This is a genomic window from Desulfospira joergensenii DSM 10085, assembly GCF_000420085.1.
GTDB lineage: Bacteria > Desulfobacterota > Desulfobacteria > Desulfobacterales > Desulfobacteraceae > Desulfospira > Desulfospira joergensenii.
This window is the reverse complement of the sequence record NZ_ATUG01000001.1, coordinates 1,952,392-1,977,972: the sequence shown is the minus strand read 5'-3', so window position 1 is coordinate 1,977,972 and position 25,581 is coordinate 1,952,392. Positions and strand designations below refer to the sequence as shown.

Below are 25,581 nucleotides of genomic sequence, written 5' to 3'. Positions count from 1 at the left end.
GGTTCTTAAAATAAGATTCCGATTCATGCCGTCAGGAGCAAAGATTTTGCGCTCATTCTCGAAAATCATCCATGATTTTCTCCGAGGAGGAATCCCTTCTCCAGCGGCGTCCTGCCGTCCGAAGAAATCCAATCCGCGAAAACCTCTACTCCTCCCTGAGTCCGGGCTCAGTCCAAATATAAGGTTAAAACAAAGGAACATAGTTTTGAGAACCGATGTATTCAGAATATTGATACGTATTGAAAAACATATCAGTATTTTCGTTTTGACAAGGGAGCCCGGGTTTTTATATTTCCCATGGATACGCGGGAAAAGGGGAAATATGAAAATCCATCATATACTGGAAAGGGGAACGGCCCGGATAAACGAGGACTGTCTGGTAATTGAGGACAATATCTTCGGAGTCTTTGACGGGGCTACCAGCCTGGACAGACAGACATTTGAACAGGGAAAGACCGGGGGAATGATCGCATCCCAAACGGCCCGGTCCGTGTTCAGGAAGAACCATTATCCCCTGGGGCAACTGGCCCGGAAGGCCAATCAGGAGATCATGAATCAGATGATCCGGCACGGGGTGGATATCTCCAGAAAGGAAAGCCTCTGGAGTACCAGTGCCGCCGTGGTCCGGGTAAAGGAGAGGGTTTTGGAATGGGTCCGGACAGGGGATGCAGTGATCCTGCTGGTCTATGAAGACGGCTCCCACCGGGTCCTGGCGGACCGGGAAGACCATGACCATGAAACCCTGACCCTGTGGAAGGATATGGTTGAGGACCGGATTGGAACGGATCCTGCCGGCCCCGGGAGGACCGGGTCCGGAACAGGGGATCGGGACAGGGCTCTGCCCCCTATCCACCAGGCCCTGGCCGGCCAGATTCAAAAGGTCCGTTCGGGCATGAACATCACCTACGGGGTCCTCAACGGTGAAAAAGAAGCCGAGCCTTTTCTATACCAGGGAACCGAGTCCCTGGACCGGGTCAGGGACGTGCTTTTGTTTACCGACGGCCTGTCCCTTCCCAGGGAAACTCCGGAAAAAAAGAGGGATTTCACCTCTCTGGTAAAGGATTATCTTTTACTGGGCCTTGAGGGACTCAAAACCAAGATCCGGGAAAAAGAGAAAAAAGACCCCTTTTGTCTTGCTTTTCCCCGGTTCAAATGTCACGACGATATCGCCGCCATTGCCATCACCTTTTGACCTTTTCGTACACGCTCTCCATTCTTGAAAAAACCTTTTCCCAGGTATAGGCTTTTGTGATTTCCCGGGCCCGGGCCATGTCCGGCTGCCTTTTTTTCAATGTCTTTTGTATGCTATTTTCCAGGGCCTCTGCCAGGGCCTGTTCCAGAAGGGGAATATCCTTTTGAAAAGGGGTGTCAACGGTTTCAAGGGGAGGGAGTTCCAGAAGGTCCACCATGTCGGACCGGACCGATCCCAGGATCTCCCGGGTTCCCGGGAGGGCCGTGGTCAGGATCCGGCAGCCCGATGACAGGGCCTCCATGAGTACCAGGGGCAGGCCTTCAAAAAAAGAAGGAAGGACAAAGATATGGGATTTTCTCATGAGTCGGGCCAGTTCATGGTGAGGCAGGGGGCCGTGGACAATGACCCGCTCTCCCAGGGACCGGGCCAGGTCCAGGCACTCCTTTTCTTCCCGGCCGGAGCCCGACCCGGCCAGGTGGAGACGAAAGTTTTGGGCGAAGATTTTTTTAAGGGAGGCAAGCAGCCAGGGAACCCCTTTTGCCCGGCTCAGTTTTCCGGCATAGACGATTTCAACGGGCCCTTTATCCGGTTTGGGAGCTGAAAAAAAGAGTTCATTGTCAAATCCTCCGCCAACCAGGTGGAGTTTCTCCGGGGCAACCCTGTGAACGGCCCGGATCTGATCTTTCTGGTGGCGGCTCAGGCAGAAAATGGCGTCGATTTCCCGGATGGCGTCCCCCATCCTGGGATCCGTTTCCGGACACAGAGAGAACTGGCGCAGGCAGGTTCCGTGGCAGGAGGTTACCATGGGGCGGTCCCCAAAAACCTTTCTGGCGATTTTGGAGACGATCCAGAGGTGGTGGGAATGGATGATGTCCGGTGCAAACCTGTCCCGGGCCTCTTGAATGACCCTTTTAAAGGCAGCCTCATACGCTTTCAGGCGGTCCAACCCCATGGAGGAAAAAACCGTGGACGGGTAGGGCATGACATCGCTCATGCCCGGCAGGGGAAACTCAAGGTCAATGCCGTTGAACCGGACAAAGCAGGCATGATCCGGGGGAATCAGGGAGGGATCCAGTTCAAACCCGTCCTGGATTCCAGCGATCAGGAAATTTTCATGTCCCCTGTCCCCGGCCTGTTTTATGATGGCCTGGATGGTCTTTCCCGACCCGGTAAAATCCGGCATCTGGCTTAAGATATGGAGAATTTTCATATTGCCGCTTCTAAAGGATGATTCCCTTTGATTCTTCCGGTTAGGGCCTGGATTTTTTCAAAAAGCCCTTGAGCTGGGCCACGTGCTGTTTTTCCTCTTCAATGATCTGGTCGATCTTTTCCCGGCCGAGTTTAGGGGGGACCAGGTCTTTGATCCCCAGGTAAAAGAGGATGGATTCCTTTTCCAGGCCGATGGCCGTGGTGATGATCTCCTCCATGGTCTCCTCTCCGGTAAAGCGCTCGGCGATCTCCGGGTCCCCTTCCCCCCCGTGGCCGTCTGCCATGGCCCTGAGGTAAAGGACCAGTTCTTCATCCGGATCGAAAACGGTCTGTGATTTTTCCAGGTCAGACACCTTATTCTTCATTTTTTCAAACCGCTCTTTGTGCCGGTCCTCCATCCGGGCCAGGGTAATTAAAAAGTTTTTATCCGGCCCGTCCTGAAACTCTGCTGCTTTCCGGTAAAATGCAGCCCCGTTTTCTTCAATCCGGATGGCCATGTCAAACACTTCCTGGGCATTAAAATCATATGCCATGGGCAAACTCCTTAAGATAATGGTTGAACTTCCTATGTCTTTCGGCTGTCTCCCGGTCCCGGGAATCTTAAATTCAAGATCCTGTAGATCTGCAATGCTTCTTGCTATGACCTTAAGCGTTAGCAAAAATGCATGGGGATTGCAATATCAGGGAGAAAGTTTCACTTTTGATCCTTCAGGCCGAACTTGCCATTGGAAATCCTGTGGTTACCTTTGGTATCAAGATCTTTTGATCGATTTAACCCATCAACAATCCGGAAAAAAAGATATGCACATGGTCCGGAACCATGAAAATCAAATGAAAAGGAGGCTCCCATGAGCTTGGAAGAATATTTTGAAACCACCGCGGGAACCGGAATCCTGGCAACTTCGGACAGAGACGGAAAAGTGGATGCAGCCGTGTATTCTCGGCCCCACTTCATGGAGGACGGTTCCATGGCCCTTATCATGAGGGACAGGCTTTCCCACGCCAACCTCCAGGACAATCCCCAGGCAGCATTTTTATTTGTTCAGGAGGGAAAAGGATACCAGGGCAAGCGCCTTTTCCTGACCCGGGTCAGGGAAGAAAAAAACAGTGATCTGTTGTTCAGGCTCCGCCAGCGGACCTATCCTGAAAAAGACCCCTTCCCCGGCGATCCTCTGTTTCTGGTGTTTTTTAAAATTGAAAAAGAGCTGCCCCTGATCGGGCCTGGAGACGAAGTTTCGTGAATTGTGAAAACCCCCTGACCCTTCCTGCCCCCCTTTTTTATCCGGAAAAGGGGGGCAGGAAAAAAGACTCGATTTTAAACGAAATTCCATGAATGATCCGTTTCAGGGTCTGGTACAGACAAGGACATCAGCCGGCGGATCCTTTGGCCGGTCGGGGGATGGGTGTTCATGATCTGACCGGAAGGGCTGTGAAAAAGACGGAGGGGATGGACTCTTTTCTGGTATGCCTCAATCCGGGACAATGCCGACGCCAATGCCCGGGGATTTCCGGTCAGGGCGGCACTGTCCAGGTCTGCATTGTATTCGCGGGTCCGGGACAGGGCCAGGTGAAGGAAGAGGCTCAGGCCCGGCGCAAAAACCAGGAAGAGAAAAGGTCCCAGGGGAAGATGGAGACGTCCGAGCAGGATCATGGGAAGAGACACCAGCATCAGAAACTGACCGGCCAGGGAGAGATAATAGATCAGCCTGCCAAACAGGGCCGAGGCTGCCATGACCCGCATATCATTGTTGCGGATATGGGCGATTTCATGGCCGAGGATGCCGGCCACCTCATCCGGGTCAAGGAGCCTTAACAGACCTTGGGAGATGCCTATGGCCGGATCTTCAGGGGTTCCCGCAGCAAAAGCATTGAGTTTGGCCGTGGGCAGAACATAGAGGGCAGGCATCTGTTTGAGGCCGGCCCGCTGGGCAAGGGTCCGGGTGAGCCGGTAAAGTGCGGGGCCGGCCTGGGGGTGGAGAGGCCTTGCCCTGGCTGCCCTCATGATCAGGTAAGAGGGAAGGTTCGGGGTCAGGACCAGGCCCAGAACCGTTAATATGAGGGCGGTTTTAAATCCGGCCGCTCCCGCAATCATCCATCCGAGAAGGCCCAGGATTCCGGCCATGGATACCAGCATCAACCCGGTGTGCACCAGAATATTGATTTTATTTTTTTTCAGGTATGCAGGGTTCATTTCAGGAACCTCCTTTTCTTGTCTTTTCTAAAAAATAAATCATTTCATTACTTTGTCAAAAAAAATAAAAAAAGTAATGTCATATTATTTGAAGGATGCCCAAAGCACGACCCTGCGGGTCTGAATCGGTTTTGCATTCCTGCTCCTCTTCCCCCCAGATCTGTTGCATTCCTGCCTTTCCCCAAGCACCTCCTCAAATCCTTGGCAATGAATTCGGAGTAAGTCTTTGAAATAAAATGAAATTTTTTTTTGCAGGCTGCCCGGGATATTTGGTGTGTAATTTGCATTATTTGTATTCGGTCTAATGATCCATTCGTGGAGATGGGAATCTTACAAAAATCGACTTAAAAAGGAGTGATTATGACAAATCTGTTGAAAAAAATCTTTGCCCTGGCCTTTGCTCTGGTTTGGGTTGCCCTGGTTCCCCTGTCTGCCCAGGCAGCCCCCAAGGGCAAACTGATCATCTTTCATGCCGGGAGCCTGACCGTTCCCTTTGCCAAGATTGAAAAGGCCTTTGAAGCCCAATACCCCGGAGTGGACGTACTCCGGGAGGCCGGGGGCAGTACCAAGATGGCCCGGATGATTTCAGAGGTCGGAAAGAAGGCCGATATCATGGCATCGGCCGATTACAAGGTCATTGACAATAACCTGATCCCCAAATTCGCTGGCTGGAACGTCAGGTTTGCCTCCAACCAGCTGGTCCTCTGTTATACGGACCAGAGCCGGTATGCAAAGGAGATCAACGATAAAAACTGGTATGAGATCCTTCTTAAAAAAGACGTGGTCTGGGGCCATTCCGATCCCAATCTGGATCCCTGCGGCTACAGGAGCCTCATGGTGCTCCAACTGGCTGAGAAATTTTACGGCATGGAGGGCCTTTCCGACCGCCTCATTGCCAACCGCCCAAAGAAGAACGTCCGGCCCAAGTCCGTGGAACTGGTAAATCTTCTTAAAACCGGGAACATGGATTATGCCTGGGAATATCTTTCCGTGGCTATCCAGCATGAACTTAAATTCGTGAAATTGAACGACCACATCAACCTGGGCAATTACAAGTACGATGGTTTTTACAAACAGGCCCGGGTCAAGGTAACCGGGAAAAAACCCAATACCTGGAAGATCCGGACAGGCAAATCCTGCACCTACGGGATCACCCTGATCAAGGACGGGCCCAACCCGGAAGCGGCCAAGGCCTTTCTGGGCTATCTGCTTTCCCCGGAACAGGGATTAAAGGTTCTGGAAGAGATGGGACAGCCCCCGTTCATCCCCTGCCGGGTGCCGGATGAGGCCATGGCGGGAAAACTTCCCGCTGAGATCAAGGAACTGGTGGAAGTGAAAAACTGATCCATGAAACAAATGGAGCCCATAAACTGGCTGTTCATGCTCATCAGCCTGCCCCTGATTCTTCTGCTGACCCTGCCCCTGGTCAAGATGACCTTTGACCCTTCCCTGGGCATGATGAAGGAGACCCTTATGGACCCGGATGTGGTCAATGCCATTGCCCGGTCCGTCGGCCTGTCCCTGTTTGCCGGCTTTCTTGCCTTTGTCATGGGGACTCCTCTGGCCTATCTCCTTGCCAGGAAGCGGCTGCCGGGTAAAAAACTGGTTGAGGGAATCATTGATCTTCCCATCATGATCCCCCATCCCGTGATCGGCATAGCCATCCTGGGGTTGGCCGGCAGGAACCATCCCATCGGCCGGTTTCTGGCCGATGTGGGCATTGAAATCATGGGGACCCAAACCGGGCTGGTCAGCGTCCTCCTCTTTGTGGGCCTGCCCTTTTACGTAAACACGGTCAAGGCCGGGTTCGAGAGTATTCCCATCCGGCTGGAAAATGCCTCCCGCACCCTGGGAGCCGGGGCCATGTCAACCTTCTTCAGGGTGACCTTTCCTTTGACCTGGCGCCACATGATTCTGGGGGTGATCATGTGCACGGCCCGGGCCATCAGCGAATTCGGAGCCGTGGTCATCGTGGCCTACCATCCCATGACCGCGCCGGTGATCATCTACGAGCGTTTTACCGCATACGGACTCAAGTACTCCCAGCCCATTGCGGTCTGGCTGATCCTGATTTCCTTTCTTCTCTTTGTCACCCTTCGCATGCTCTCCCGCTCCGCGGATCAACAGGGATAAAACATGATCGATTTGAAAGACATCGGCCTGGTCCTGCCGGATTTTTCCCTTGAGGAGATCAACCTGACCATCCGGGAAAATGATTTTTTTGCCCTGATCGGCCCCACAGGCTCGGGAAAGTCCCTTCTCCTGGAAGGGATCATGGGACTGATGCCCTTTACCAGCGGAAGCCTGATGCTTCGGGACCGCAACATCACGGACCTGCCGCCCGAAAAGAGGAACCTGGCCATCGTGTACCAGGATTTCGCCCTGTTTCCCCATCTTACGGTGAAGCAGAATATCTTTTACGGGGTTCCCTATCAAGGGATACCGGATAAAGAGGCCGGGCAGCGGTTCGATTTTCTGGTCTCTACCCTGGGGCTTTCAGGAATCCTTAAAAGAAGGCCCTATCATTTAAGCGGGGGAGAAAAGCAGAGGGTGGCCCTGGCAAGGGCCCTGATCCTGAATCCCGGGGTCCTTCTTTTGGACGAACCCCTGTCCGCTTTGGACCCGGTCTTCCATGAAGGCGCCAAGGAAATGGTAAAGACCATCCATGATGAAATGGACATGACCATCGTCATGGTTTCCCACGATTTTTCCGACGTGCTCTACCTGGCCAACCGGGGAGCCATTATCCGCAGGGGCCGGATCGTCCAGCAGGGGGATACCCTGGATCTGTTTGAACGGCCCAACTCCCGGTTCACAGCCTCTTTTGTTGGCATGAAGAATATCCATGCCGTGGACCCGGGCCGGGGCAGGATCCGGATCCGGGAGAATCGTCTTGAAATTCAGGCGGCCCGGGTTCCGGACCCGGGGATCGGGCACATGGGAATCCGGCCCGAGGATATCCAGCTTAAGGCCAACGGATCCATGGAGTTCCAAAACAGTTTTTCAGGGGAAATCACCCGGATCTCCAGCCACAACGTCTTTTTAAATGTTCACCTGAAGGCAGGAGAAATGGGATTTGAAGCTGTCTGGCCCAGGAGCCATCTCCGGGATTACGGGATAGCCCCCGGCAAGACCGTCTCTTTTGGGTTCCATCCTGAGGCGGTTCATTTTTTTAATTGAGAATTAAGAATGAATAATTAAGAATTGCGGATGGCCCTGACGGGCCGCCTGTTTTATGAAAGCCGGTCGGTGCATCTGGGTGCGGATGTCATAATAAATCGCTTACAGTCCAGATTTTTGAATGCCCGCTTTTCAATAAACAACGGCAGGCTTTAATGTCAGCATACCCATGTTGATATTTTTTACAAAAATCAAGGTAGTACCTGAGCCATTTACGATGGGCCGGGTATTCTTTGGGCTGGGTCTCGCTATTCACCAACAGCCGGTCATATTTTTCAATTGGTGGTGGGGGGACTTTAAGCATGGTATCAAATTTTGATAACGTTAAAAATCTGATGTTATCCAGTTGGACAAAGCAATACTTGACTTTGCAACAACAGTCAATCTATTAAATCTTGAAGGATATACAGAACCACACATTATATTGTTCACTCGGACATACGTGGGCGGGCTGGAAAATCACTTGATTATATGGTACGGCTCGAAGCTAAAGCTTCAGCCGTAGTCAAAGGTGAATTTACCACCCCACAACCCCGGGCCGTTGAACAAACCCGCTACACACGGCCAAAGGCCCGTGAGCTCAATATTAACTCTTTAAAATGGAACAATCATGCTCCAAATTATTTCTGGAAAATTCTTTGAAAGTGATGACAGGTTCATACATGAAGGAAGATGAACCGCAGATTTTCATAATGAGGTTAGTTTTTTAATAGGAGACGGATGAATAAACATTGTGATTTACACCTTCATTTAAGTGGAAGCATTTCAAAAGAATTATTAATTGAATTTGCCAAATCAGATGATAATAAAAAAGCCATTGACGACATTGAAACAGCAGATGTCCTAAAAATGTTTAAGATTATTCACGACCTTACAAATTCACCAGAACGAATTGAAGCGTCTACAGAAAATGTTATCAACACAAGCACTGCTGATTATTTAGAAATTCGCACAACGCCTCGATATTTCTCTTCCACAACACCTTTACGACACAGTGTGGGGGCTTTTGTGGCAGGCCTGAAAAAACATCCAAAAAAGGCAAAAGGCTTACTTTCTATTAATAGATACATGCATGATGTAAAAAGCGCACAAAAAATCATAGAGATCGCTTTGGAATTTCCTGATCATATTGTTGGGATTGATATATCCGGTATAAACCCAGAAGGCATTCGAATATTGCAGGGAGACGATCTCAAACAAATTGTTGAGACTATTTTAAATAGTTCATTGGGATTGGCTATACACATTGGAGAGTTAAATTTAGAAAAGGATAGCATTGATAGTACCATTGCCTTAAATGCAATAGATCAATGGCTTGACCAAAATCAAATAGACTGTTTTGGGAAAATCAGGCTTGGTCATGCTCTTTTCTTGGAAGAAGATCACAAAAGAATAATTCGTAAACATCGATTGCCCATTGAAATTTGCCCTTCCTGCCATCGCTATCTTGGTGCTTGGAATAAAAGTGAAGGGCATCCTGTCCAACAGGTTTATTCTGATAAAGATTCTCCAATTGTAATTGGCACTGACGATACTTTAATTTTCTCGACCAATTTTCAAAGGGAGCTGGCGTTAGCCAGAAAAGAGTTGCCATATAGCCTGGAAAATCAGTGCAACTATAGGTTTACCCATAATCCATAATTCATAATGGGGTCGGCCCACACCAACCGATTGAAATAACAAGGAATAATCTTTAAAAATACCCCGATTTGGGGGCTATATTCCATTTTTCGGGGTCAAAACGAGCATTATAGGAAAACCAGAACGAATAGTTAAACAAGCCAAATGAAGACGGATAAACCGCTTATTTGGAAAGGTTAAATGGAAAAATTGAATACAAGGTTAATAAAAAAATCAATAGAGTAATTCAACGATTAAAATGACTTCAGGACGGAATAAAAAAAAGCCCCTAATTCAAAAAATGTCAAAAATGGATAGAACATTGTTTCAGTTCGTCCTTGGAGCGATTTAATTGACTTCAGTACCAGAAAGATAAAAATGCATTTTTCAATATTTTGGGAGTAGTTAAAAACCAGATGTCATTTCAATTATTTGAAAATAAACAACTTCAGAGCGTAAGAAATATTTAACAAATGGAAATAATGATAAAAATTAAAGAGATATCTTCAGACTTGGTCCCCAAAAAACTATTACTAGAAGCGGACCCATCAATTGAACGCGTAAATCAATATTTAAAAGATTCATTATGCTACGTGGCTGTATTCCAAAAAGAAATTGTTGGAGTCTGTGTTTTAAAACCCATAGATAAAAACAAAATTGAGTTATTCAATATCGCTGTCTTACCAGAAAACCAGAAATCAGGTATTGGGTCACAATTACTCAAATTTGTTATAGACAAAGTTAAAGAGAAGAATTTTGGATCAGTGGAATTAGGAACTGGTACATTTGGTTATCAATTGACATTTTATCAACGTTTTGACTTTCGAGTGGACTCAATAATCAAAGACCATTTCATCAACAACTATGATGAACCAATTTTTGAAAATGGAATCCAACTAAAAGACATGTTGAGACTTATTCTGAAACTGAGGTAAAAATCATTTAACAAGTGGATGCAGCCGTTTTTACCCGCCAAAAGCGGCGGTTAAAACGGTTGATCCTGGTGTTCACGGCGGCTGCTCCGCCGTGAACGCGGTGCTGACTTCGTCCAGCCCCTTGCTCCGGCGCTCCGCGCCAGAACAAGAAACTGGACCGGACACCGTGCACCGATCAGCACCGCGTTTTTTTTGCTTGCTCAAGGCATGACGCCTGCAGCCGGACTGTCTTTCCTTGTTGCGGGTTCCACGACAACTTTACCGGCCATGGCTGTCGTTTGGACACTGGTTAACCATCGCATTTTTATCCTGTATGTATCTTTTTCCCTGGCTGGTGCCATACTATTGGGATACGCAAACCTTATTTGGGGATAAAAATGACTGTCTTTGAAAGGTTGTCCCAATCTTAAAAACGATTGACTTTCCAGGCAAACTCATTATATAGACTCATTATATAATGATCCTATATAAGCAGGGAATGCCATGCCAAGAAAAACGCAATTTACAGCCGAAGAGATTGTTAAAGCAGCCTTTAGTCTTGTTAGAAAAGGGGGTTGGGAGGCACTGTCTGTAACGGCTGTTGCTAAAAAAATCGGGAGTTCCACCATGCCCGTATATTCCTATTTCAATAGCTTGGACAACCTTAAAAAAGCTGTGGCATCAAAGGGGTGGGAGCTGCTTTTGGAATATGAAACAAAAGAATATACCGGAGATCCCTGGGTTGACCAGGCCATCGGGTATGTCAGTTTTGCAATGGCAGAAAAAAAATTATTTTTTTGCATGTTCGATGCAAAGAATATTGATCTTCAGACTCAAATGCGTAAGGCACACTGGGATTATCTAGGTGGATTGCTCAGCGGCTATGAGGGATTCAAAGGGCTGAAATTAGAAGAGGTCCTCTTAATACGCCATACAAGAGTCATGTTTACTCACGGGCTTGCTACTTCTGCCATCGCCGATTGGGGTACACCATTAAAAACAGAAGGGATGCTGGAACATAATGTAACGGCAGCTAGCCAGGCCATATTAGAAGGATATAAAACAACTTACAACTGTGCGGACAAGAGTATTGCCTTTATTGACAAACAAATAAAACATTTAATCCAGAAAAAGGCGGAATTCACCAAGGAAAAAACTAAGAAACCATAAAATCAGGCGATTCGCCTCAAATTGTGCACAACACGCCATTTCCATTAAGGATTTATATGCACTCTCAAAATCGTAACAACAGACGATTTGGTCTTTTTTTTCTTTTCATCGTGCTGGCAATACCGTCTGTCCTTGCCTATTATGTATCAACGCCATACCATCAGGAATATTTTAAAGAATTCGTTCAAGAACGTGCCCGAAGATTTGGACACAATATGATGGGTGACCAGGGCACGAAATACGAGTACGCGCCAGACCTTCCAATAGTTTCAAAAGAGCGTGTCCTGCTTGCAAAAGACAACAAGATTATTATTGATAGGACCTGCATTGTTTTTAAAAATTTAAAAAAAGATATGGTTGAAATCGATCTGTATCTGCTTGAATTAGATCCAGACGTACCGTATTCTCTTACTTTTTTGAAAAAAGACATGAATAAAGGGATCAGATTGGGAAATAATAGATTCCGCTTGATTTCAGTCAATGAAAAAAAATTAAAGCTTAAAAGGCTTGAATCCTACCACACTCGATAGTCATTATCCGGTATACTTTTTACCCATCTGTGTTCGCAGGGGGTTGCGGTAAGCGCATTGCACTGCAACCTTGTTGCCTTCTGGGAACTTCCATGATTTCTGCAACGCCGGGATAAATTAAAAAAGCGCTTGACTTTCCGGGCGGATGAATAATATAGACTCATTATATAATAAGTCTATACAATAACTCATTGTAAAATTTGACAAAAGGTTTTTCCACAGCGGAAATTTTTATCGATCAAGTCACCTTTTAAACAAGGAGGAGGGTATGAAAAACGTATTATCGGTTTCCGGATTTATCATGATCTTACTATTCGTGTTTTCCTTTTCAGGCATTGCCATGGCAGAAGAAAAGGCGGTAAAAGCCGAATGTATTGAAAAGTGCAGGGAAGCTGCAAAACAAATCAAAGAAATCGGCCTTGACGCGGTTCTGAAAAAGCTGTCAGACAAGGACGGAGAATTTGTCTGGAAAGATTCATATGTCTTCTGTTTTAACGACACAAAAATACTGGCACATCCGGTAAGCCTTATTGTCGGCATGAGTACATCAACCATCAGAGACAGCAATGGTTTGCTCTATATGAAAGAAATGATAGATCTTGCCACCGCCAAAGGCGATGGATGGGTCAACTATATGTATGTGAACCGGAAATCAAGTGACCCGAACCCCCAGCCGAAAACAAGCTATGTACTGCATGTGCCCGAAGAACAAGTCTTCCTTGGGGCAGGAATATTTGAATAAAATCAATCCCTAAGACCGGGACTTATTCCTGAATCGATACCGGTCACAAAGCCCCCTGCCGCTGTTTTTTTGTTTCAAAGGCTTTTGACATTTCAAGAATATGCATCCTTGGCAAAAAGTTCAGAACGGCTGCAGAATTTAAACCCTTGAAAAAGGAGGACGGTTCATGACGCATTTCAGGCAATGTCTTCAACGATGTGCAGCCCTCATTTTCATTGGCGCTTTTTTCTGCTGTGGGAAACCTGCGACCCACCCCCTCCCCACCGTTGCTCCTGTTTATTACAGATCCGCCCTTGAGCTGGCAGGCGCCATTCGGCAAGGTGAGATAAGCGCAAGTGAACTGCTCGACCACTACCTTTCGCGCATAAAGCGCTATAACGGTGCCGTCAATGCGGTGGTGGCCATGGATGTAAACAAGGCCAGGGCGAGAGCGGCCCAGGCTGACAAAGCACTCGCCAGGGGTGAGATATGGGGACCGCTTCATGGCTTGCCCATGACGGTAAAAGAGGCCTACGAAGTGGTCGGCATGCCTGCCACCGCAGGAGATCCTGAATTTAAGAACCACATGCCAAAGCAAAATGCCATTGCGGTTCAACGCCTCATCGACGCGGGTGCCATCGTCTTTGGCAAAACAAATATGCCGTTCCATGCCAAGGATTTCCAAACCTTCAATAAAGTCTATGGGACGACGAATAATCCATGGGATTTAGCCCGAACGCCCGGCGGTTCATCCGGCGGTTCGGCAGCGGCGCTGGCCATGGGTTTTACGTCCCTTGAACTGGGCAGCGACATCGCAGGCTCACTTCGGATTCCGGCTCATTTCACAGGGATTTACGCACACAAGCCGACATTTGGAATCATTCCAAGATTCGGGCATCTCCCACCGCTGCCCAGCAGGGCCACTCCCCACACAATGCCGCAAAGACCGCTTTCTGTTGCCGGGCCCATGGCCCGGAGTGCAGAAGATTTGGAGCTGGCCATGGACATTTTGACGACCTCGGGCAAATCAGATAAGGATGTCATCCGTCCGGATCTTTTACCTGCGCCCCAAAAGCCACTCCAGGAGTATCGGGTCGCTGTATGGTTTACAGATCCCTATTCCGAAGCCGAAGTTGATGCTCAGGTCATGCCGGTTCTTCTAAAATCAGTTAACAAGCTGCTTAACGCCGGTGTTCAGGTCAATGAAACGGCCCGTCCCGGTATTGATCTGAGGGAAAGCCTCCTGATGTTCCTGGATATCTATTATCAGAAGGGACACTTGCCCCTGGCCGGAGAGCTTGTTGACAGGCAGGAAAAGATGCAGGCCAAGTGGGCCAGATTCTTTGAAACCTATGATGTCCTGTTGGCTCCGGTCACACCCACCGTGGCGTTTCTACATGATCAGACCCAACCCAAGGAGGCGCGCGAACTGGTTATAAACGGAAAACGCCGTTCCTACATGGCCAGTAACTTTGCCTGGACCCTGATGGCTGTGGTGGCCGGCCTGCCGGCCACCACAGCGCCGGTTGGATTGAGCGATTCAGGCCTGCCGGTGGGAATCCAGATTATCGGCGCCAGGTTAGAGGACCGAAAAACCATCGCTTTTGCAAAGGAGTTGTCCAAACTTGTCGGAGGGTTCGTGGCACCGCCGGCCTATGGAGAGTGACTTCGATAGTCTTGGGTCGGGCTCGCGTAACTATTTAATATTGTATTGCTTTTGTTCAAAATACATGATTTATTCTAGCCTTGGGTTAAGATTTTTGACCCCAAAAACAGCATTTTAAGAATATAATACGGGTTTCAACAATGCTCTTGCAAGGGATCGCAAAAGCCGCGACCGCTGAAGAGCAACGTTGAGGCTGTAGAAAAAGGTTGAAAACACTGGAGATTCTTATCAATTTGTGCTAGATTTTTCTTTAAAACAAATAGAAAAACCGCAGACGAAATAAGAGTAAAAAATGGCCAAATACAAAGACTATTCATACGATCAGGGTGTTTTCCTTCCGGTTTATTTTGACAAACAGATCCTCCCAGGCACTTTTGAATATACCCTCAGTCATTTGATTGACAATGAACTGGATTTAAGTGTTTTTGACAAACGGTATAGAAACGATGATACCGGGGCTCCTGCCTATGATCCCAGGATTCTTTTAAAAATAATTCTTTATGCTTACTCAAGGGGCATCACATCCAGCCGGAAAATCTCCCAATGCTGCGAAGAAAACATTATCTTCATGGCCCTGTCCGCTCATACAAGACCTCATTTCACGACCATCGCTGATTTTGTTTCCAGCCAGGATGAAGAGGCTGTCGCTCTGTTTCAAGAAATCATCCTTATCTGCGATGAGATGAACCTGATCGGCAGGGAAATGTTTGCTGTGGACGGCTGTAAGCTGCCTTCCAATGCCTCAAAGGAATGGAGCGGCACCAAGGCCGATTTTAAGAAAAAAGCCCTTAAACTTGAAAAAGCCATAGAACATATCATTGAAAAGCACCGGCAAATCGATGACATTGAAGAGAAAAACAATATCATCGAGTCCGATGCAAAGTATATGGCAACGCTTCAAAAGCAGATTAAAAAGATCCGTGAATGGGTAAACGACAATGATGATAAACCGGGTGCCGGTGGCAAACCCATAAAGTCCAACATCACTGATAACGATTCTGCCAAAATGAAATCATCAAAGGGTTATATCCAGGGATACAACGGCCTGGCCATGGTGGACAGCAAACATCAAGTGATTGTGGGTGCCGAAGCCTATGGAAAAGGGCCAGAACAGGATTTGTTGAAACCGATGATTGAATCCACAAAGGGCAATCTGGAAGATAGTGTTTTTGAAAAGACCCTTTTGACAGCAGACAGCGGATTTCACACCAAGGACAATATGGATATGCTGGCTAAAGAAGGGATTGACGCCTATGTGGCCGATAACCGGTTCCGCAAACGAGATCCCCGGTTTAAAGATAATGACCGCTACAAAGAAAGGCATCGTAAAGAGATCGCAGGAAAACGGAAAAAATCCCAATTGTATTCAAAAGAAGACTTCTATTTTGATCCTGATTTTAAATTTTGCATGTGTCCGGCCGGAAAGCGGCTTTACCGAAGTGGCAGAGGTTTCGATACCCAGGGCAATTTTGTAACGCGATTCAAGGCGCCTAAATCCGCTTGCGGCCCTTGTAAGCTCAGATCAAAATGCCTTCGTCATCCAGACAGATCTCCCAAGAGATCGGTGGCATATTTTCATAGCGGGACAAAGAACAAAGATGCCCCGGACACAGCCACGGAAAGGATGAAACAAAAAATCGACTCCGCCTTGGGTCGGATGATTTATTCCAAGCGGCTCGGGACAGTAGAACCGGTGTTTGGCCATATTCGGCATACGATAAAGTTGGACAGGTTCACTTTGAGAGGGAAAATCAAGGTTAATTGTCAATGGCTGCTGTTCTGCGCTTTGCATAATTTGAAAAAGATACATCGGTATGGTTCGATCCCAGCCACATAAAGGAAGGGCATGGGGGAACAGATCTCTCTTTATCAGAGGCTGATATTGCGGTCTTAAGAAACAGTTACAATAGCGTAATCGATTTTAACGACAGAATTAACATAGAATAATAAAAAACAAGAGGCTGAGAATAATTTCATAGCGGCAAATGACTACCGCCTAAAAATGACTTATTCTACAGACTCGTTAAAATCGCCTTTTTTTCGAAATTTTGAGAAATAGGAGGCCCCACAATATGTCCATTATGCAGTAGGTCCATCAAAGATTGTAAAAGAATTGCTTTGAATTGTTAAGGGTCGTTTTTGTGTCAAGACTCAAGATAACCACCAGAATGGTGGGTTTTCATGATGCCGGTGAATTCCGGGGAACAGCTCCCCCCCCGGGGGGGGGGGTAAAGATATTGGTGGAGAGGAATAAAGCCGGATACGAGGTTCCTACCCAGGTTCTTTAAAAGGATGAGGCCGGGTACCCGGCCTCATGCATATTCAACAAAGGGCTGCGAAGCAACCTCAATTTTTAATTTTTAATTCTTAAATATTCATTGCCTTACATGGGCGTATTGGGCACCAGGTCCCAGATGCCGCAGGGGCAGGCCCCGGCGCAGAATCCGCATCCAATGCATTTGTTTTCGTCCACCTGGTACTCAAATCCGCCTTTGCCCAGATCGGCCCGGGAGATGGCGGCTTCCGGACATACGGCCACGCAGATGCCGCAGTCCCGGCAGTTGCCGCAGGAGGCGCAGTCCGCCCCGCAGTCTGCCATGGTATTGGCGTTTTTCCTGGGATCGTAATATGCCAGGTTGACCCTTTCCTTGGGAATCATGGGGAGGATCTCTCCCAGCCCGGGATCTTTTCCGGAAAGCATCTGATCAATGGCCTGGGCCGCTCTTTTTCCCATGCCGATGGCGTCGGTGATCAGGCCCGGGGCCACGATATCCCCGATGGCAAAGACCTTGGGATCCGAGGTCGCTCCCAGTGGATCCACGGAGACAAACCCGTTCTTGAGTTCAATTTCCTCCCCCATGAAATCCAGGTCAGGCACGTCTCCGATGGAGACAACCACGGTGTCGGCCCGGAGCAGCTTGCCGTCCTCAAGAACCACCCCTTCTTTGGTGATCTCTTTGGTAAACAGGGGCCATTTGAATTTGGCGCCGCATTTTTTTGCATCCTCTTTTTCCTTGCCAAATGCGGCAGGCTTCTGGACATCGATGAGGGTGATGTCTCTGGCCCCCAGGCGGTGGGCTTCCGTGGCCACGTCGCATCCCACATTCCCGGCTCCGATGATGAGGATCTTCTTGCCCGGATCAAAGGAAGCGGTTTTGGCTTTTTCCAGAAAGTCATTGGCAAACCGGGCATTTTCAATGCCGGGCAAGGGCAGGGTCCTGGGTCTTCCGGCCCCGGCCGCCACAACGGTAAAATCGTATTCGGATTTGATCCTGGAGAACTCCTCGGGATCAATGGTCTGGTCCAGCCGGATATCCGGAATCAGTTTTTTGATCCGGTTCAGCTCTGCCTCCAGGGTTTTTTTGGGAATCCGGGATTCCGGAATCACCTTGGAGATCTTTCCGCCGATGTCGCTGCCCGTGTCAAACATAACCGCGGTGTGACCCTGGAGGGTCAGGTGCCAGGCCGCGGCCAGACCGCCGGGGCCGGTACCGATGACGGCCACCTTTTTATGGGTCTTTTTGGCCGGTTTGGGGGGCTTTATGCTTTCCCCGGCCTTTCCCAGGAGTCTGACGTCAATGGGATTCATGGATTCCATGTTCCGGGTGCAGGATGCCATGCAGGGACTGGGGCAGAGATAGCCGCAGACCGTGGCCGGCAAAGGGGAATGCTCCAGGCCCATGGAGATGGCTTCGTCGATGTTGTCGGCCCTTACCATGGCCCAGCGGTCCTGGACGGGAATCCCGGTGGGGCAGGCGGCCTGGCAGGGGGAGAGATATCTTCCCTGCTCCCAGACCGGTATGTATCTTCTCAAATCCCCCTTGGCAATGAGGGGGATGGTTCCCCTCTGGGTTTCCTGGAGATCTCCGATGAGTCCGCCCCGTCCCAGTTCCCTGTCCCAGACTTCGGTTCTGAAGGCCGCCATGGAAAGCAGTTCATTTCCCAGGGATTTTTCCTGGGGGGATTTGGACACAAGGACCTGCCAGTCAGGCCGGTGGGACAGGGCATTGAAAAGATCGGCCCGGTCGATTTTCTTTAAAAAGACCTTCAGGTTCTCCAGCAGCCAGTCCCAGTCCTTATCCGACATGGGAACGAGCTTGGCATCCTTTTCACTGTATCCTTTCACGCTGCCCCGGACAAAGGCCTTGCCGCCCACCATGCCCACCAGGGGACGGTAGCCCATTACAGGGTCCTTTGCGTCAAATCCATGGCCGCAGATCACGGCAATGCCGCCGGCCATGAATTCACCGAAGTAATCCCCGGCCGCTCCCAGAATCCAGAGTTCAGGAGGTTCAAACCTGGGGTTGTGCTTGGTCATGGTCATGCCCCGGGCCCCGATGGAGCCGCCGATGTAGACCTTTCCCTGGGCCGCGCCGTTCATGGCGCCGTTGGAGGCATTGCCGTGGACCACGATTTCCGCCCCGGCATTGAGCCAGCCGATATCATCCGAGGCCGGTCCCATGACCTCTATTTTGGTATTGGTGTTTCCCAGGGAGCCGGTGCGCTGGCCTGAATGGCCGAGAATCCGAATATGGGTGGTTTTTTTGCCGGCGTCCCAGAGCCTTCCGCCGATGCCGTGCTGGCCGAATGCTTCGATTTCCAGCTTTTTCTGTCCGGACTGGATATGCTGGTGGATGATTTCCTCCAGCACCCTGGACGGGACTCTTTTGTCTTCTCTCTTGCCGGATATATAGATATAGTTATCGGTTTTCATATCAGCCTCCTTTTAAACCACATACTTGATACTGAGGCGTTCCGCTACAGCATGATCATCAATTCCAAGGGCATCGGACATGCCGATGGGAAGAGAAGTGGATCTTCCCAGGGGGGCTACGATCTTCTTGAGTTCCGTGTCAAAGGAGATAAAAAGATCCACGACCCTCTGGGCCACATCTTCGGGATCCAGGCGCCGGTAAAGCCTGGGGTCTTGGGAGGTGATGCCCTTGGGGCAGACCCCCACGTTGCAGACATTGCACCGGTCTTCTTCGGTGCCCACGCACCCGGCCGCGGCCTGCATCACGTATTTCCCGATCTGGACCCCGGAGGCCCCCAGCATGATCAGGGCCGCGGCATTGGCCGCGATATTCCCGTTTTTCCCGATCCCGCCCCCGGCAAATATGGGCACTTCATTCTGCTTGCCGATCTTGGTCAGGTTCAAATAGTTGTCCCGGATACAGGAGGCAATGGGATGGCCCATGTGATCCATGGACACGGAATAGGCAGCCCCTGTCCCTCCGTCCTCGCCGTCAATGGCCAGTCCGGATGCATAGTCGTTCCGGGTCAGGTTGTTGAGCACGGCAAGGGAGGTGGAGGATGCCGAGATCTTGGGATAGACCGGCACCCGGAATCCCCAGGCCATGGACATGGACAGGATCATCTTGGCCACGGACTCTTCAATGGAGTACTGGGTCTGATGGGTGGGGGGGCTGGGCAGGCTCACGCCCTGGGGCACCCCGCGGATGGCGGCAATGAGTTTATTGACCTTATGCCACATCAGAAGCCCGCCGTCCCCGGGTTTGGCGCCCTGGCCGTACTTGATTTCAATGGCGCAGGGGTCTTCCTTCATATGGGGGATGGCATGGATGATCTCGTCCCAGCCAAAATACCCGGACGCGATTTGGAGGATGACGTATTTGAGGAACCTGGACCTTAAGAGCCGGGGCGGGCATCCGCCCTCTCCCGTACACATGCGCACGGGCATGTTCAGTTCCTCGTTCAGGTAGGCCACCCCCATCTGGAGTCCTTCCCACATGGTGGGGGAGAGGGCGCCAAAGGACATGCCGCCGATGATCAAAGGATAGATCTCCCGGACCGGGGGAATCCAGCCCTTTTCCTTGAGCCGCTTCATGTTCTCCCGGGGGGAAAGCACCCTGCCCAGAAGGGTCCGCATTTCAAACTCGTGGCGGCCGGCATCCAGGGCTGGGTCCGTGAGCATGGAGATCCGGGTGAACTTGATCCGGTCGAGAACGGAAAAAGAGGCGTTTCTCCGGCCTCCCCTTCTTCTGGGAACCCCTTTCTGGTTGATATGAAATTTCATCCGGTCCAGCCCCGGGTTTTTGACGGGATGGATGGCATCGTTGGGGCAGGCCATGGTGCACATGGCGCATCCGATACAGGCGTTTTCCACCCGGGTCTTCTGCTGGATGCCGTAAAATACGGCATATTCATTGGATGGGTCATGGGCCTGGTTCACCGATGTCCGCAGATGTCTTTTCCGAAAGACCCCCAGTTCTATGGCTTTGACCGGACAGACCGCTGTGCATTGTCCGCAGAGCGTACACCGTTCGTTGTTATATTGGATCTGCCAGGGCAGATCGTTAAGGCTTAAAGAGGAAGGCTCAAGGCTTCTGTTTGACGACATATATTTACCTCCTGGCGTTCAGGGCTGACAATGGCAGTGTCCAAGTGCATGGGTTGAATATCTTTTGATTTGTCCCGGTCCGGGATTACGGCGTCCAGGCCGCAGATCTCCGAGGAAAAACCGTACATTCCCGGTTTGCCTCCCACGACGCCGGGCCGGAGCTTTTTACGGTCCTGGACCATGAAAATAGAATGGTCGGGCAGGGTGCCGATGACGCAGTTGGGCCCGTCAATGGTCAGGGGACGGCAGGTTCGTTTGAGATGAAATAGGAATTCCGCATTGGGATGGCTTTCCAGATCCTCCCTCTGGAGAGGGGTGATCACATGTTTGTAACCGTCTATTCCCAGGTCCAGTTCCACCATGGAGTAGTGGAGAATATGGGCAAACACCTCGGAGTCGGACTGATATCCGGTGTATTCGGGGATTCCCCTGGAGGTGAGAAAATCCTTGATGGGGATAAAGGCGGTGTTCTCTCCGTTGGTCATGGTGCAATACCCTTTGAGGAAAAAGGGGTGGCAGGCATAGAGATTGATGGCGTAATTGGTGTTCTGCCGGCCCTGGGCCATGATCACCCGGGCATGGAGTTCTTTCCTGTCCAGGCCCAGGTATTGGGCCAGCTGCATGGGATCCCCGATTTCCTTGATCATGATGGTGTCGGGCCAGAAAGAGAACACGATCATGTCCTTTTTCTCTTCCCCCATTTCGCGGATTTTCAGCCGAATGTCTGACAGCCGGGCGGCAATTTCCTCCGGCTCCAGTCCGTCCCAGTGCTCGGGCAGTTCATAGGCCCGGATCAGGTATAGACCCCTTCTGGGGATTCCTTCCACAGCTTTTTTAGGAACTTTCAAGGAGATCTTGTATTTGGTCAGGAACCCCTGGTCCATCATGAAAAGGTCCAGGCGGCGGATGCCCTCTTCACTGAAAATGCCCGATAAAATGGGGCAGTCCTTGATCTCTTCAAAGGGTCCGCCAAGATCCTGGAGCAACAGACCCACGCCGGATCCGTCATGTCCCTCTTTCATGACATCCAGGGCCTTGATGGCGAGCATGGGAGAAACCGGGTCCTTGCTGGTGAGTGCGAATAAACGACACATATATACTCTCCTTGTTCTTTGCAAATGGGCAAAACCGATTTTTCAAAAGTTTCAATTTAAAGGTTAATGAAAAAGCTGTCAATGATTTTAATTATTTTTTTCAGGCAGTTACAAGGTGGGAAAAAGGCGGGATCTCTTGGGAAACCTGAAGATCCAGCCTTGGAATAATTCAGTATTATTAAATTTAATTAAATAGTATTGTGTAAAACCAAAGGGATTCCAAACCGTTTAAACGGCTGCCAGCTTCCGGTACAGGGACAGAGTTTCATCACTCAGGCTGCAGTTGAGTTCTCTTTGCACCCTGGTTTTAAAGTTTTCATATACCCGGCTGACCATGGTCCGGTTCCCGTCCAGGGCATAGTATCTCATCAGGGAACGGACAAGGGTCTCGGAGTAGTGGTCTGTCTTCAGGTATTTCTCCGCAAACCGGATACACTCCTGATACTCTTTTTTCCCGTCATGGAAGGCAATAATGTTTTTAAGGGCGGATAAATAGGCCTGCCGGTATTGTTCCCGTTCCCGGGCGCACCAGTCTTCATAGAGGTCCTCTTCCAGAAAAGGACCCTGGTAAAGGGCTTCGGCCTCTTTAAAAAGGGCTGCGGCCCTTTCCGGCTCTTTTTCGGTTTTTGCCCTTTGAAAAGCCGAGGAAAAGGCTTCAATATCAATCCTACCCTCTTCTCCCGGGTCAATCCGGTAGCAAGGACCGGATCTTTTAATATAGGAGGATTTCACCCCCTTTGAAATTCCGGGCTCCAGGGCCTTTCTCAGGGCGGCCAGGGCCACGTGGAACCGCTGGGCGCTTTTCTGGGGATCTTCATCCGGCCAGAGAAGCTCCATGAGGATCTCCTTGTCCAGGTAGCCCTTGCGGCGCATGCACAAAAGATATTTAAACAGGGTTCTGGCCTTTTTGCTTTTCCATCGAATTTCAGGAATCGGCTCCTCTCCCAGAAAGGCTTTGAACCGGCCGAAAAAATGGGCCCGGATCGGGGGAACCGGTTTTTGCGGGACCAGGGAGAGCATTTCTGTGGCGGCCCTTTGAATTCTCCCGGGGCCCTGCTGTTTTAAAAGCTCCAGTTGCTCCCGGGCCTTCCTGCCCATTTTCGGGATCAGCCGTTTGATATACTTTTCCATGGCATTGACCGCAAGAAGTTCGGCCATCAGGGGAAGGATCCAGGAGGCTTCGGATATGATCCAGGTGTCAAACCCCTCTTCCTCGCTGATTTTAAGGCTGTAGACGATATACTTGAATGCGGTTTCCCTGTGGCCGCGCTCCCAGTAATACCGGGCATAGATCCTGGAAATCCAGGAGATGTGCCAGCCCGAATAGAGCAGTTTCTGCTCTGCATCCTTTAACAGGGCCATGGCTTCCCGGTTGGAGCCCGGGTTCCGGTCAAAAAACAAAAGCTGGGACAGGGCCACTTTCAGCTCGTTTTTAATCAGGGGCATGTCATGGCGGTCCAGGACCTTGATTCCCCTCCTCAGGCTCTGTTCGGCCTCTGCCAGGTTTCCTGCCTTGGTATAGGCCTTGTGGAGAACCAGAAAGGCCTGGGCCTCCCCTTCGGGAAACCGGTTGATCTGAAAGGACTCCAGGCTTTTTTTACACGCTTTAATGGCCCCCAGAACCTGATCCTGTGAAATATCTTTGGTTTCCAGATGGTTCCTGGCAAAAAGCAGGGTTAAAAAAATGGAAAATTCATCAAACCCCCTTTTTTCCAGGTCAAGATCCGCCCCCTGCCGGGCTGCGGCCATGCCCTTTGGGAAAAGTCCCAGGTAAAAACAGGAATAGGAGATGAGAAAATAGCTGGAAAACATGAACCGGTACTGGCCGGCGCCATTAAAAAGGGAGATGGAGCTTTCAGCCAGCTCCATGGCCCTGTGGTAGTTTCCGGAAAAGGCATGCCTGAAGCCCTGGGCCACGGTTATCCATCCCCTTCCCATGTTGAGCGAAACCGGATCGTTAAGTTCCGGCAGGAGTGAAATGGCCTGTCTGGCAAATTTGTCCGCCTCCCCGGTCCTTCTGGAAAGGGTGAGCACCCGGATGAGGTAGCCCATGACGATGATGGTCAGGTAGGGGTCCAGCCGGTTTTTTCCCAGGATCTTTTTATAGGCAAGCTCCGAGCGCTTTAAATCTCCTGTGGACATGTAGTACTCGGCCAGTTCCATCCTGCAGAGGCACTCCCCCTGTTCATCCTTGTTTTTCCGGAATACCTTGAGTACTTTTTCATATCCCTGGACAGCCAGGTTGAGCTGGTTGCACAGTCCGTAATACCCGGCCTGAAGATACTGGAACCAGGGTTCGTCATCCATGTAATGTTCGGGGATGCTGGACAGCAGGGATTTTATGATCTGGGGGCGCCCCTGTTTGATCATGGGCCTTGCCAGGATGTTCAGAAGACGGGAGGCATCTTCAATGTTCCCGGCCAGAATGTGGCTTTTCAGGGCCTCCTGCCCCTGTTCATTTTTTTCATAGAGCCGGGCAGCCCGGTTGTGGAGTTCCAGTATCTCATCCCCGGGAACCGTCATCTCCAGTTTTGCCTGTAAAAATTCCCGGAAAAGGGGGTGAAAGAAAAAACAGGCCCGGTCCGGGTCTGCGGCAAAGGTGAAAAAATGAGAATCCTCAAGATAGGTCAGGATCTGCCGGGCATTTCCAATGCCCAGGAGGGCATTGCAGAAGTCCACCCGAAGCTGGTCAAGAATGGCCGTTTTGGGCAGAAAGTCCTGGACGGCTTTTGGCAGGAAAAGAAAAACATTTTCGTCAAAGTAATTTGAGATCATTCTCTGGGAGCCTTTGAATCCGGCGGCGGTTTCCAGGGGATCAATGCCGTTCCTCAGGATCTGGTGAAACAGGATCAGGCCCGATATCCAGCCCCCTGTTTTTCCATGCAGCAGGTCAACGGATCTGGGGTCCAGGGGCAGGTCCAGGATGTCCTCAAAGAATCTGCTGATCTCCCGGGGGGAAAATACCAGGTCCTTCTCGGTTATGATCAAACCCTGCCGGCCGGCCATGAGCTTGGAGTACCTGAGACCGGGTCCCGGGTTGAAATCCGGGTCCCCAAGGGCAGGCCCCGGATCGGTCCGGCTGATCAAGATGATATGGATATAGGGAATCACCCGGTCCAGAAGGGTCTGGAAAAACAGAACCATATCCGGCTGTTTCTGGATGAAATCATAATCGTCCAGGACCATGAGAAAGTCATTTTTAATGTTTTTTTCAAGCTCAAAAATAAAGCGGTTGATCAGGGAATCGATCTCTGAAGATTTTGATCCGGTGTCAAAAAAACCGGGATAATGGGACCGGATCCCCTCGGCAAGATAACCCAGGAAAATTTCCAGGTCCGTATCTGAATCATCGGACCGGAACCAGAGGCTCTCCATGCCGAGGCTTGAGACGGCCTGGGCAACAAACACGGTCTTCCCGAAACCCGGTCCGGCCGTGACAAGGGTCAGCTTTCTCTCAGGGATGTCCCGTACCAGGGAATCCAGGCCCTGTCTGTGGATGATCCCCGTGGGCCGGGGCCGGGTCAGTTTTGATATCAATTTGGGTTCAATGGAATCCATGGGCCTTTTGTTCCTTGGAAAAGTGAACATCAGTAAATTGAACGGCTTTAAGAATCCAGCGCAGAAAAAAGAAAAGGAGATCTTTGAAGATAAATATATGCGTAAAAAGAGACGGGTTGCAAGAAAAAATATTTAAAAACCAATAATTTAGTTAAAAATTTAGTCTGGTTTAGGA

The 25,581-nt window shown here is 50.0% G+C and carries 19 protein-coding genes; 12 read left to right on the top strand and 7 right to left on the bottom strand.

The window, feature by feature from the left end:
* The first annotated feature begins 322 nt into the window (after positions 1-322).
* Positions 323-1,192 carry a protein phosphatase 2C domain-containing protein gene (locus F608_RS0110095; RefSeq protein ID WP_022665515.1) on the top strand — a complete coding sequence of 290 codons (870 nt, stop codon included), beginning with the start codon at positions 323-325 and terminating at the stop codon, positions 1,190-1,192.
* On the opposite strand, the gene F608_RS0110090 is transcribed toward F608_RS0110095, so the two are convergent.
* Both F608_RS0110090 and F608_RS0110085 read right to left on the bottom strand, forming a co-directional pair.
* Complete coding sequence (locus F608_RS0110090) at positions 1,182-2,402, bottom strand: glycosyltransferase family 4 protein (RefSeq protein ID WP_022665514.1); 1,221 nt, start codon at positions 2,400-2,402, stop codon at positions 1,182-1,184. The two genes, F608_RS0110095 and F608_RS0110090, sit on opposite strands and share 11 nt — an antisense overlap.
* A 40-nt stretch (positions 2,403-2,442) precedes the next feature.
* On the bottom strand, positions 2,443-2,934 hold the full coding sequence (locus F608_RS0110085) for a ferritin-like domain-containing protein (protein WP_022665513.1): 492 nt from the start codon (positions 2,932-2,934) through the stop codon (positions 2,443-2,445).
* A 315-nt stretch (positions 2,935-3,249) separates the two neighbouring features.
* On the opposite strand from F608_RS0110085, the gene F608_RS0110075 reads away from it, so the two are divergent.
* Complete coding sequence (locus F608_RS0110075) at positions 3,250-3,642, top strand: pyridoxamine 5'-phosphate oxidase family protein (protein WP_022665511.1); 393 nt, start codon at positions 3,250-3,252, stop codon at positions 3,640-3,642.
* Between the two features lie 74 nt (positions 3,643-3,716).
* Here the strand turns inward: F608_RS0110075 and F608_RS31385 are convergent, their stop codons facing one another.
* The gene (locus tag F608_RS31385; protein WP_022665509.1) at positions 3,717-4,592 is read right to left on the bottom strand and encodes a zinc metalloprotease HtpX; all 876 of its coding nucleotides are present in this window, start codon (positions 4,590-4,592) and stop codon (positions 3,717-3,719) included.
* Between the two features lie 360 nt (positions 4,593-4,952).
* On the opposite strand from F608_RS31385, the gene wtpA reads away from it, so the two are divergent.
* From wtpA to F608_RS0110000, 10 genes are all read left to right on the top strand, one after another.
* A complete protein-coding gene (gene wtpA, locus F608_RS0110055) occupies positions 4,953-5,936 on the top strand; it encodes a tungstate ABC transporter substrate-binding protein WtpA (protein WP_022665507.1) in 984 nt (327 codons plus the stop codon).
* Between the two features lie 3 nt (positions 5,937-5,939).
* A complete protein-coding gene (locus F608_RS0110050; RefSeq protein ID WP_022665506.1) occupies positions 5,940-6,725 on the top strand; it encodes an ABC transporter permease in 786 nt (261 codons plus the stop codon).
* Positions 6,726-6,728: 3 nt separating this feature from the next.
* Positions 6,729-7,772: an ABC transporter ATP-binding protein gene (locus F608_RS0110045; protein WP_022665505.1), complete on the top strand. Its 1,044-nt coding sequence runs from the start codon at positions 6,729-6,731 to the stop codon at positions 7,770-7,772.
* 720 nt (positions 7,773-8,492) lie between these two features.
* A complete protein-coding gene (locus F608_RS0110035; protein ID WP_022665502.1) occupies positions 8,493-9,413 on the top strand; it encodes an amidohydrolase family protein in 921 nt (306 codons plus the stop codon).
* Between the two features lie 452 nt (positions 9,414-9,865).
* Positions 9,866-10,327: a GNAT family N-acetyltransferase gene (locus tag F608_RS0110030; RefSeq protein WP_022665501.1), complete on the top strand. Its 462-nt coding sequence runs from the start codon at positions 9,866-9,868 to the stop codon at positions 10,325-10,327.
* A 483-nt stretch (positions 10,328-10,810) separates the two neighbouring features.
* Positions 10,811-11,476, top strand: coding sequence for a TetR/AcrR family transcriptional regulator (locus tag F608_RS34605; RefSeq protein WP_022665500.1), 666 nt, complete (start codon positions 10,811-10,813; stop codon positions 11,474-11,476).
* A gap of 56 nt (positions 11,477-11,532) precedes the next feature.
* Positions 11,533-12,006, top strand: a complete 474-nt coding sequence (locus F608_RS0110020; RefSeq protein ID WP_022665499.1) for a hypothetical protein — start codon at positions 11,533-11,535, stop codon at positions 12,004-12,006.
* A 340-nt stretch (positions 12,007-12,346) separates the two neighbouring features.
* The gene (locus tag F608_RS31375) at positions 12,347-12,748 is read left to right on the top strand and encodes a cache domain-containing protein (protein WP_161626842.1); all 402 of its coding nucleotides are present in this window, start codon (positions 12,347-12,349) and stop codon (positions 12,746-12,748) included.
* A gap of 166 nt (positions 12,749-12,914) precedes the next feature.
* Entirely contained in the window at positions 12,915-14,393 is a 1,479-nt protein-coding gene (locus F608_RS31370; RefSeq protein WP_022665496.1) for an amidase family protein, read from the top strand.
* 292 nt (positions 14,394-14,685) lie between these two features.
* Entirely contained in the window at positions 14,686-16,230 is a 1,545-nt protein-coding gene (locus F608_RS0110000) for an IS1182 family transposase (protein WP_022665495.1), read from the top strand.
* A gap of 546 nt (positions 16,231-16,776) precedes the next feature.
* Here the strand turns inward: F608_RS0110000 and F608_RS0109990 are convergent.
* The 4 genes from F608_RS0109990 to F608_RS0109970 all read right to left on the bottom strand — a co-directional run bounded on the left by F608_RS0109990 (position 16,777) and on the right by F608_RS0109970 (position 25,406).
* On the bottom strand, positions 16,777-19,107 hold the full coding sequence (locus F608_RS0109990) for an FAD-dependent oxidoreductase (protein ID WP_022665493.1): 2,331 nt from the start codon (positions 19,105-19,107) through the stop codon (positions 16,777-16,779).
* Between the two features lie 12 nt (positions 19,108-19,119).
* Positions 19,120-20,754: a glutamate synthase-related protein gene (locus F608_RS0109985; protein WP_022665492.1), complete on the bottom strand. Its 1,635-nt coding sequence runs from the start codon at positions 20,752-20,754 to the stop codon at positions 19,120-19,122.
* Positions 20,718-21,848: a class II glutamine amidotransferase domain-containing protein gene (locus F608_RS0109980; protein ID WP_022665491.1), complete on the bottom strand. Its 1,131-nt coding sequence runs from the start codon at positions 21,846-21,848 to the stop codon at positions 20,718-20,720. Before F608_RS0109980 ends, F608_RS0109985 begins: the two co-directional genes overlap by 37 nt.
* A gap of 228 nt (positions 21,849-22,076) precedes the next feature.
* Positions 22,077-25,406: an AfsR/SARP family transcriptional regulator gene (locus F608_RS0109970; RefSeq protein WP_022665489.1), complete on the bottom strand. Its 3,330-nt coding sequence runs from the start codon at positions 25,404-25,406 to the stop codon at positions 22,077-22,079.
* Positions 25,407-25,581: the final 175 nt, after the last annotated feature.

What these genes read in the sequence shown, in the direction of transcription:
- F608_RS0110095 (WP_022665515.1), top strand. Translation starts at nt 323, where the DNA reads ATGAAAATCCATCATATACTGGAAAGGGGAACGGCCCGGATAAACGAG.
- F608_RS0110090 (WP_022665514.1), bottom strand. Translation starts at nt 2,402, where the DNA reads ATGAAAATTCTCCATATCTTAAGCCAGATGCCGGATTTTACCGGGTCG.
- F608_RS0110085 (WP_022665513.1), bottom strand. Translation starts at nt 2,934, where the DNA reads ATGGCATATGATTTTAATGCCCAGGAAGTGTTTGACATGGCCATCCGG.
- F608_RS0110075 (WP_022665511.1), top strand. Translation starts at nt 3,250, where the DNA reads ATGAGCTTGGAAGAATATTTTGAAACCACCGCGGGAACCGGAATCCTG.
- F608_RS31385 (WP_022665509.1), bottom strand. Translation starts at nt 4,592, where the DNA reads ATGAACCCTGCATACCTGAAAAAAAATAAAATCAATATTCTGGTGCAC.
- wtpA (WP_022665507.1), top strand. Translation starts at nt 4,953, where the DNA reads ATGACAAATCTGTTGAAAAAAATCTTTGCCCTGGCCTTTGCTCTGGTT.
- F608_RS0110050 (WP_022665506.1), top strand. Translation starts at nt 5,940, where the DNA reads ATGAAACAAATGGAGCCCATAAACTGGCTGTTCATGCTCATCAGCCTG.
- F608_RS0110045 (WP_022665505.1), top strand. Translation starts at nt 6,729, where the DNA reads ATGATCGATTTGAAAGACATCGGCCTGGTCCTGCCGGATTTTTCCCTT.
- F608_RS0110035 (WP_022665502.1), top strand. Translation starts at nt 8,493, where the DNA reads ATGAATAAACATTGTGATTTACACCTTCATTTAAGTGGAAGCATTTCA.
- F608_RS0110030 (WP_022665501.1), top strand. Translation starts at nt 9,866, where the DNA reads ATGGAAATAATGATAAAAATTAAAGAGATATCTTCAGACTTGGTCCCC.
- F608_RS34605 (WP_022665500.1), top strand. Translation starts at nt 10,811, where the DNA reads ATGCCAAGAAAAACGCAATTTACAGCCGAAGAGATTGTTAAAGCAGCC.
- F608_RS0110020 (WP_022665499.1), top strand. Translation starts at nt 11,533, where the DNA reads ATGCACTCTCAAAATCGTAACAACAGACGATTTGGTCTTTTTTTTCTT.
- F608_RS31375 (WP_161626842.1), top strand. Translation starts at nt 12,347, where the DNA reads ATGGCAGAAGAAAAGGCGGTAAAAGCCGAATGTATTGAAAAGTGCAGG.
- F608_RS31370 (WP_022665496.1), top strand. Translation starts at nt 12,915, where the DNA reads ATGACGCATTTCAGGCAATGTCTTCAACGATGTGCAGCCCTCATTTTC.
- F608_RS0110000 (WP_022665495.1), top strand. Translation starts at nt 14,686, where the DNA reads ATGGCCAAATACAAAGACTATTCATACGATCAGGGTGTTTTCCTTCCG.
- F608_RS0109990 (WP_022665493.1), bottom strand. Translation starts at nt 19,107, where the DNA reads ATGAAAACCGATAACTATATCTATATATCCGGCAAGAGAGAAGACAAA.
- F608_RS0109985 (WP_022665492.1), bottom strand. Translation starts at nt 20,754, where the DNA reads ATGTCGTCAAACAGAAGCCTTGAGCCTTCCTCTTTAAGCCTTAACGAT.
- F608_RS0109980 (WP_022665491.1), bottom strand. Translation starts at nt 21,848, where the DNA reads ATGTGTCGTTTATTCGCACTCACCAGCAAGGACCCGGTTTCTCCCATG.
- F608_RS0109970 (WP_022665489.1), bottom strand. Translation starts at nt 25,406, where the DNA reads ATGGATTCCATTGAACCCAAATTGATATCAAAACTGACCCGGCCCCGG.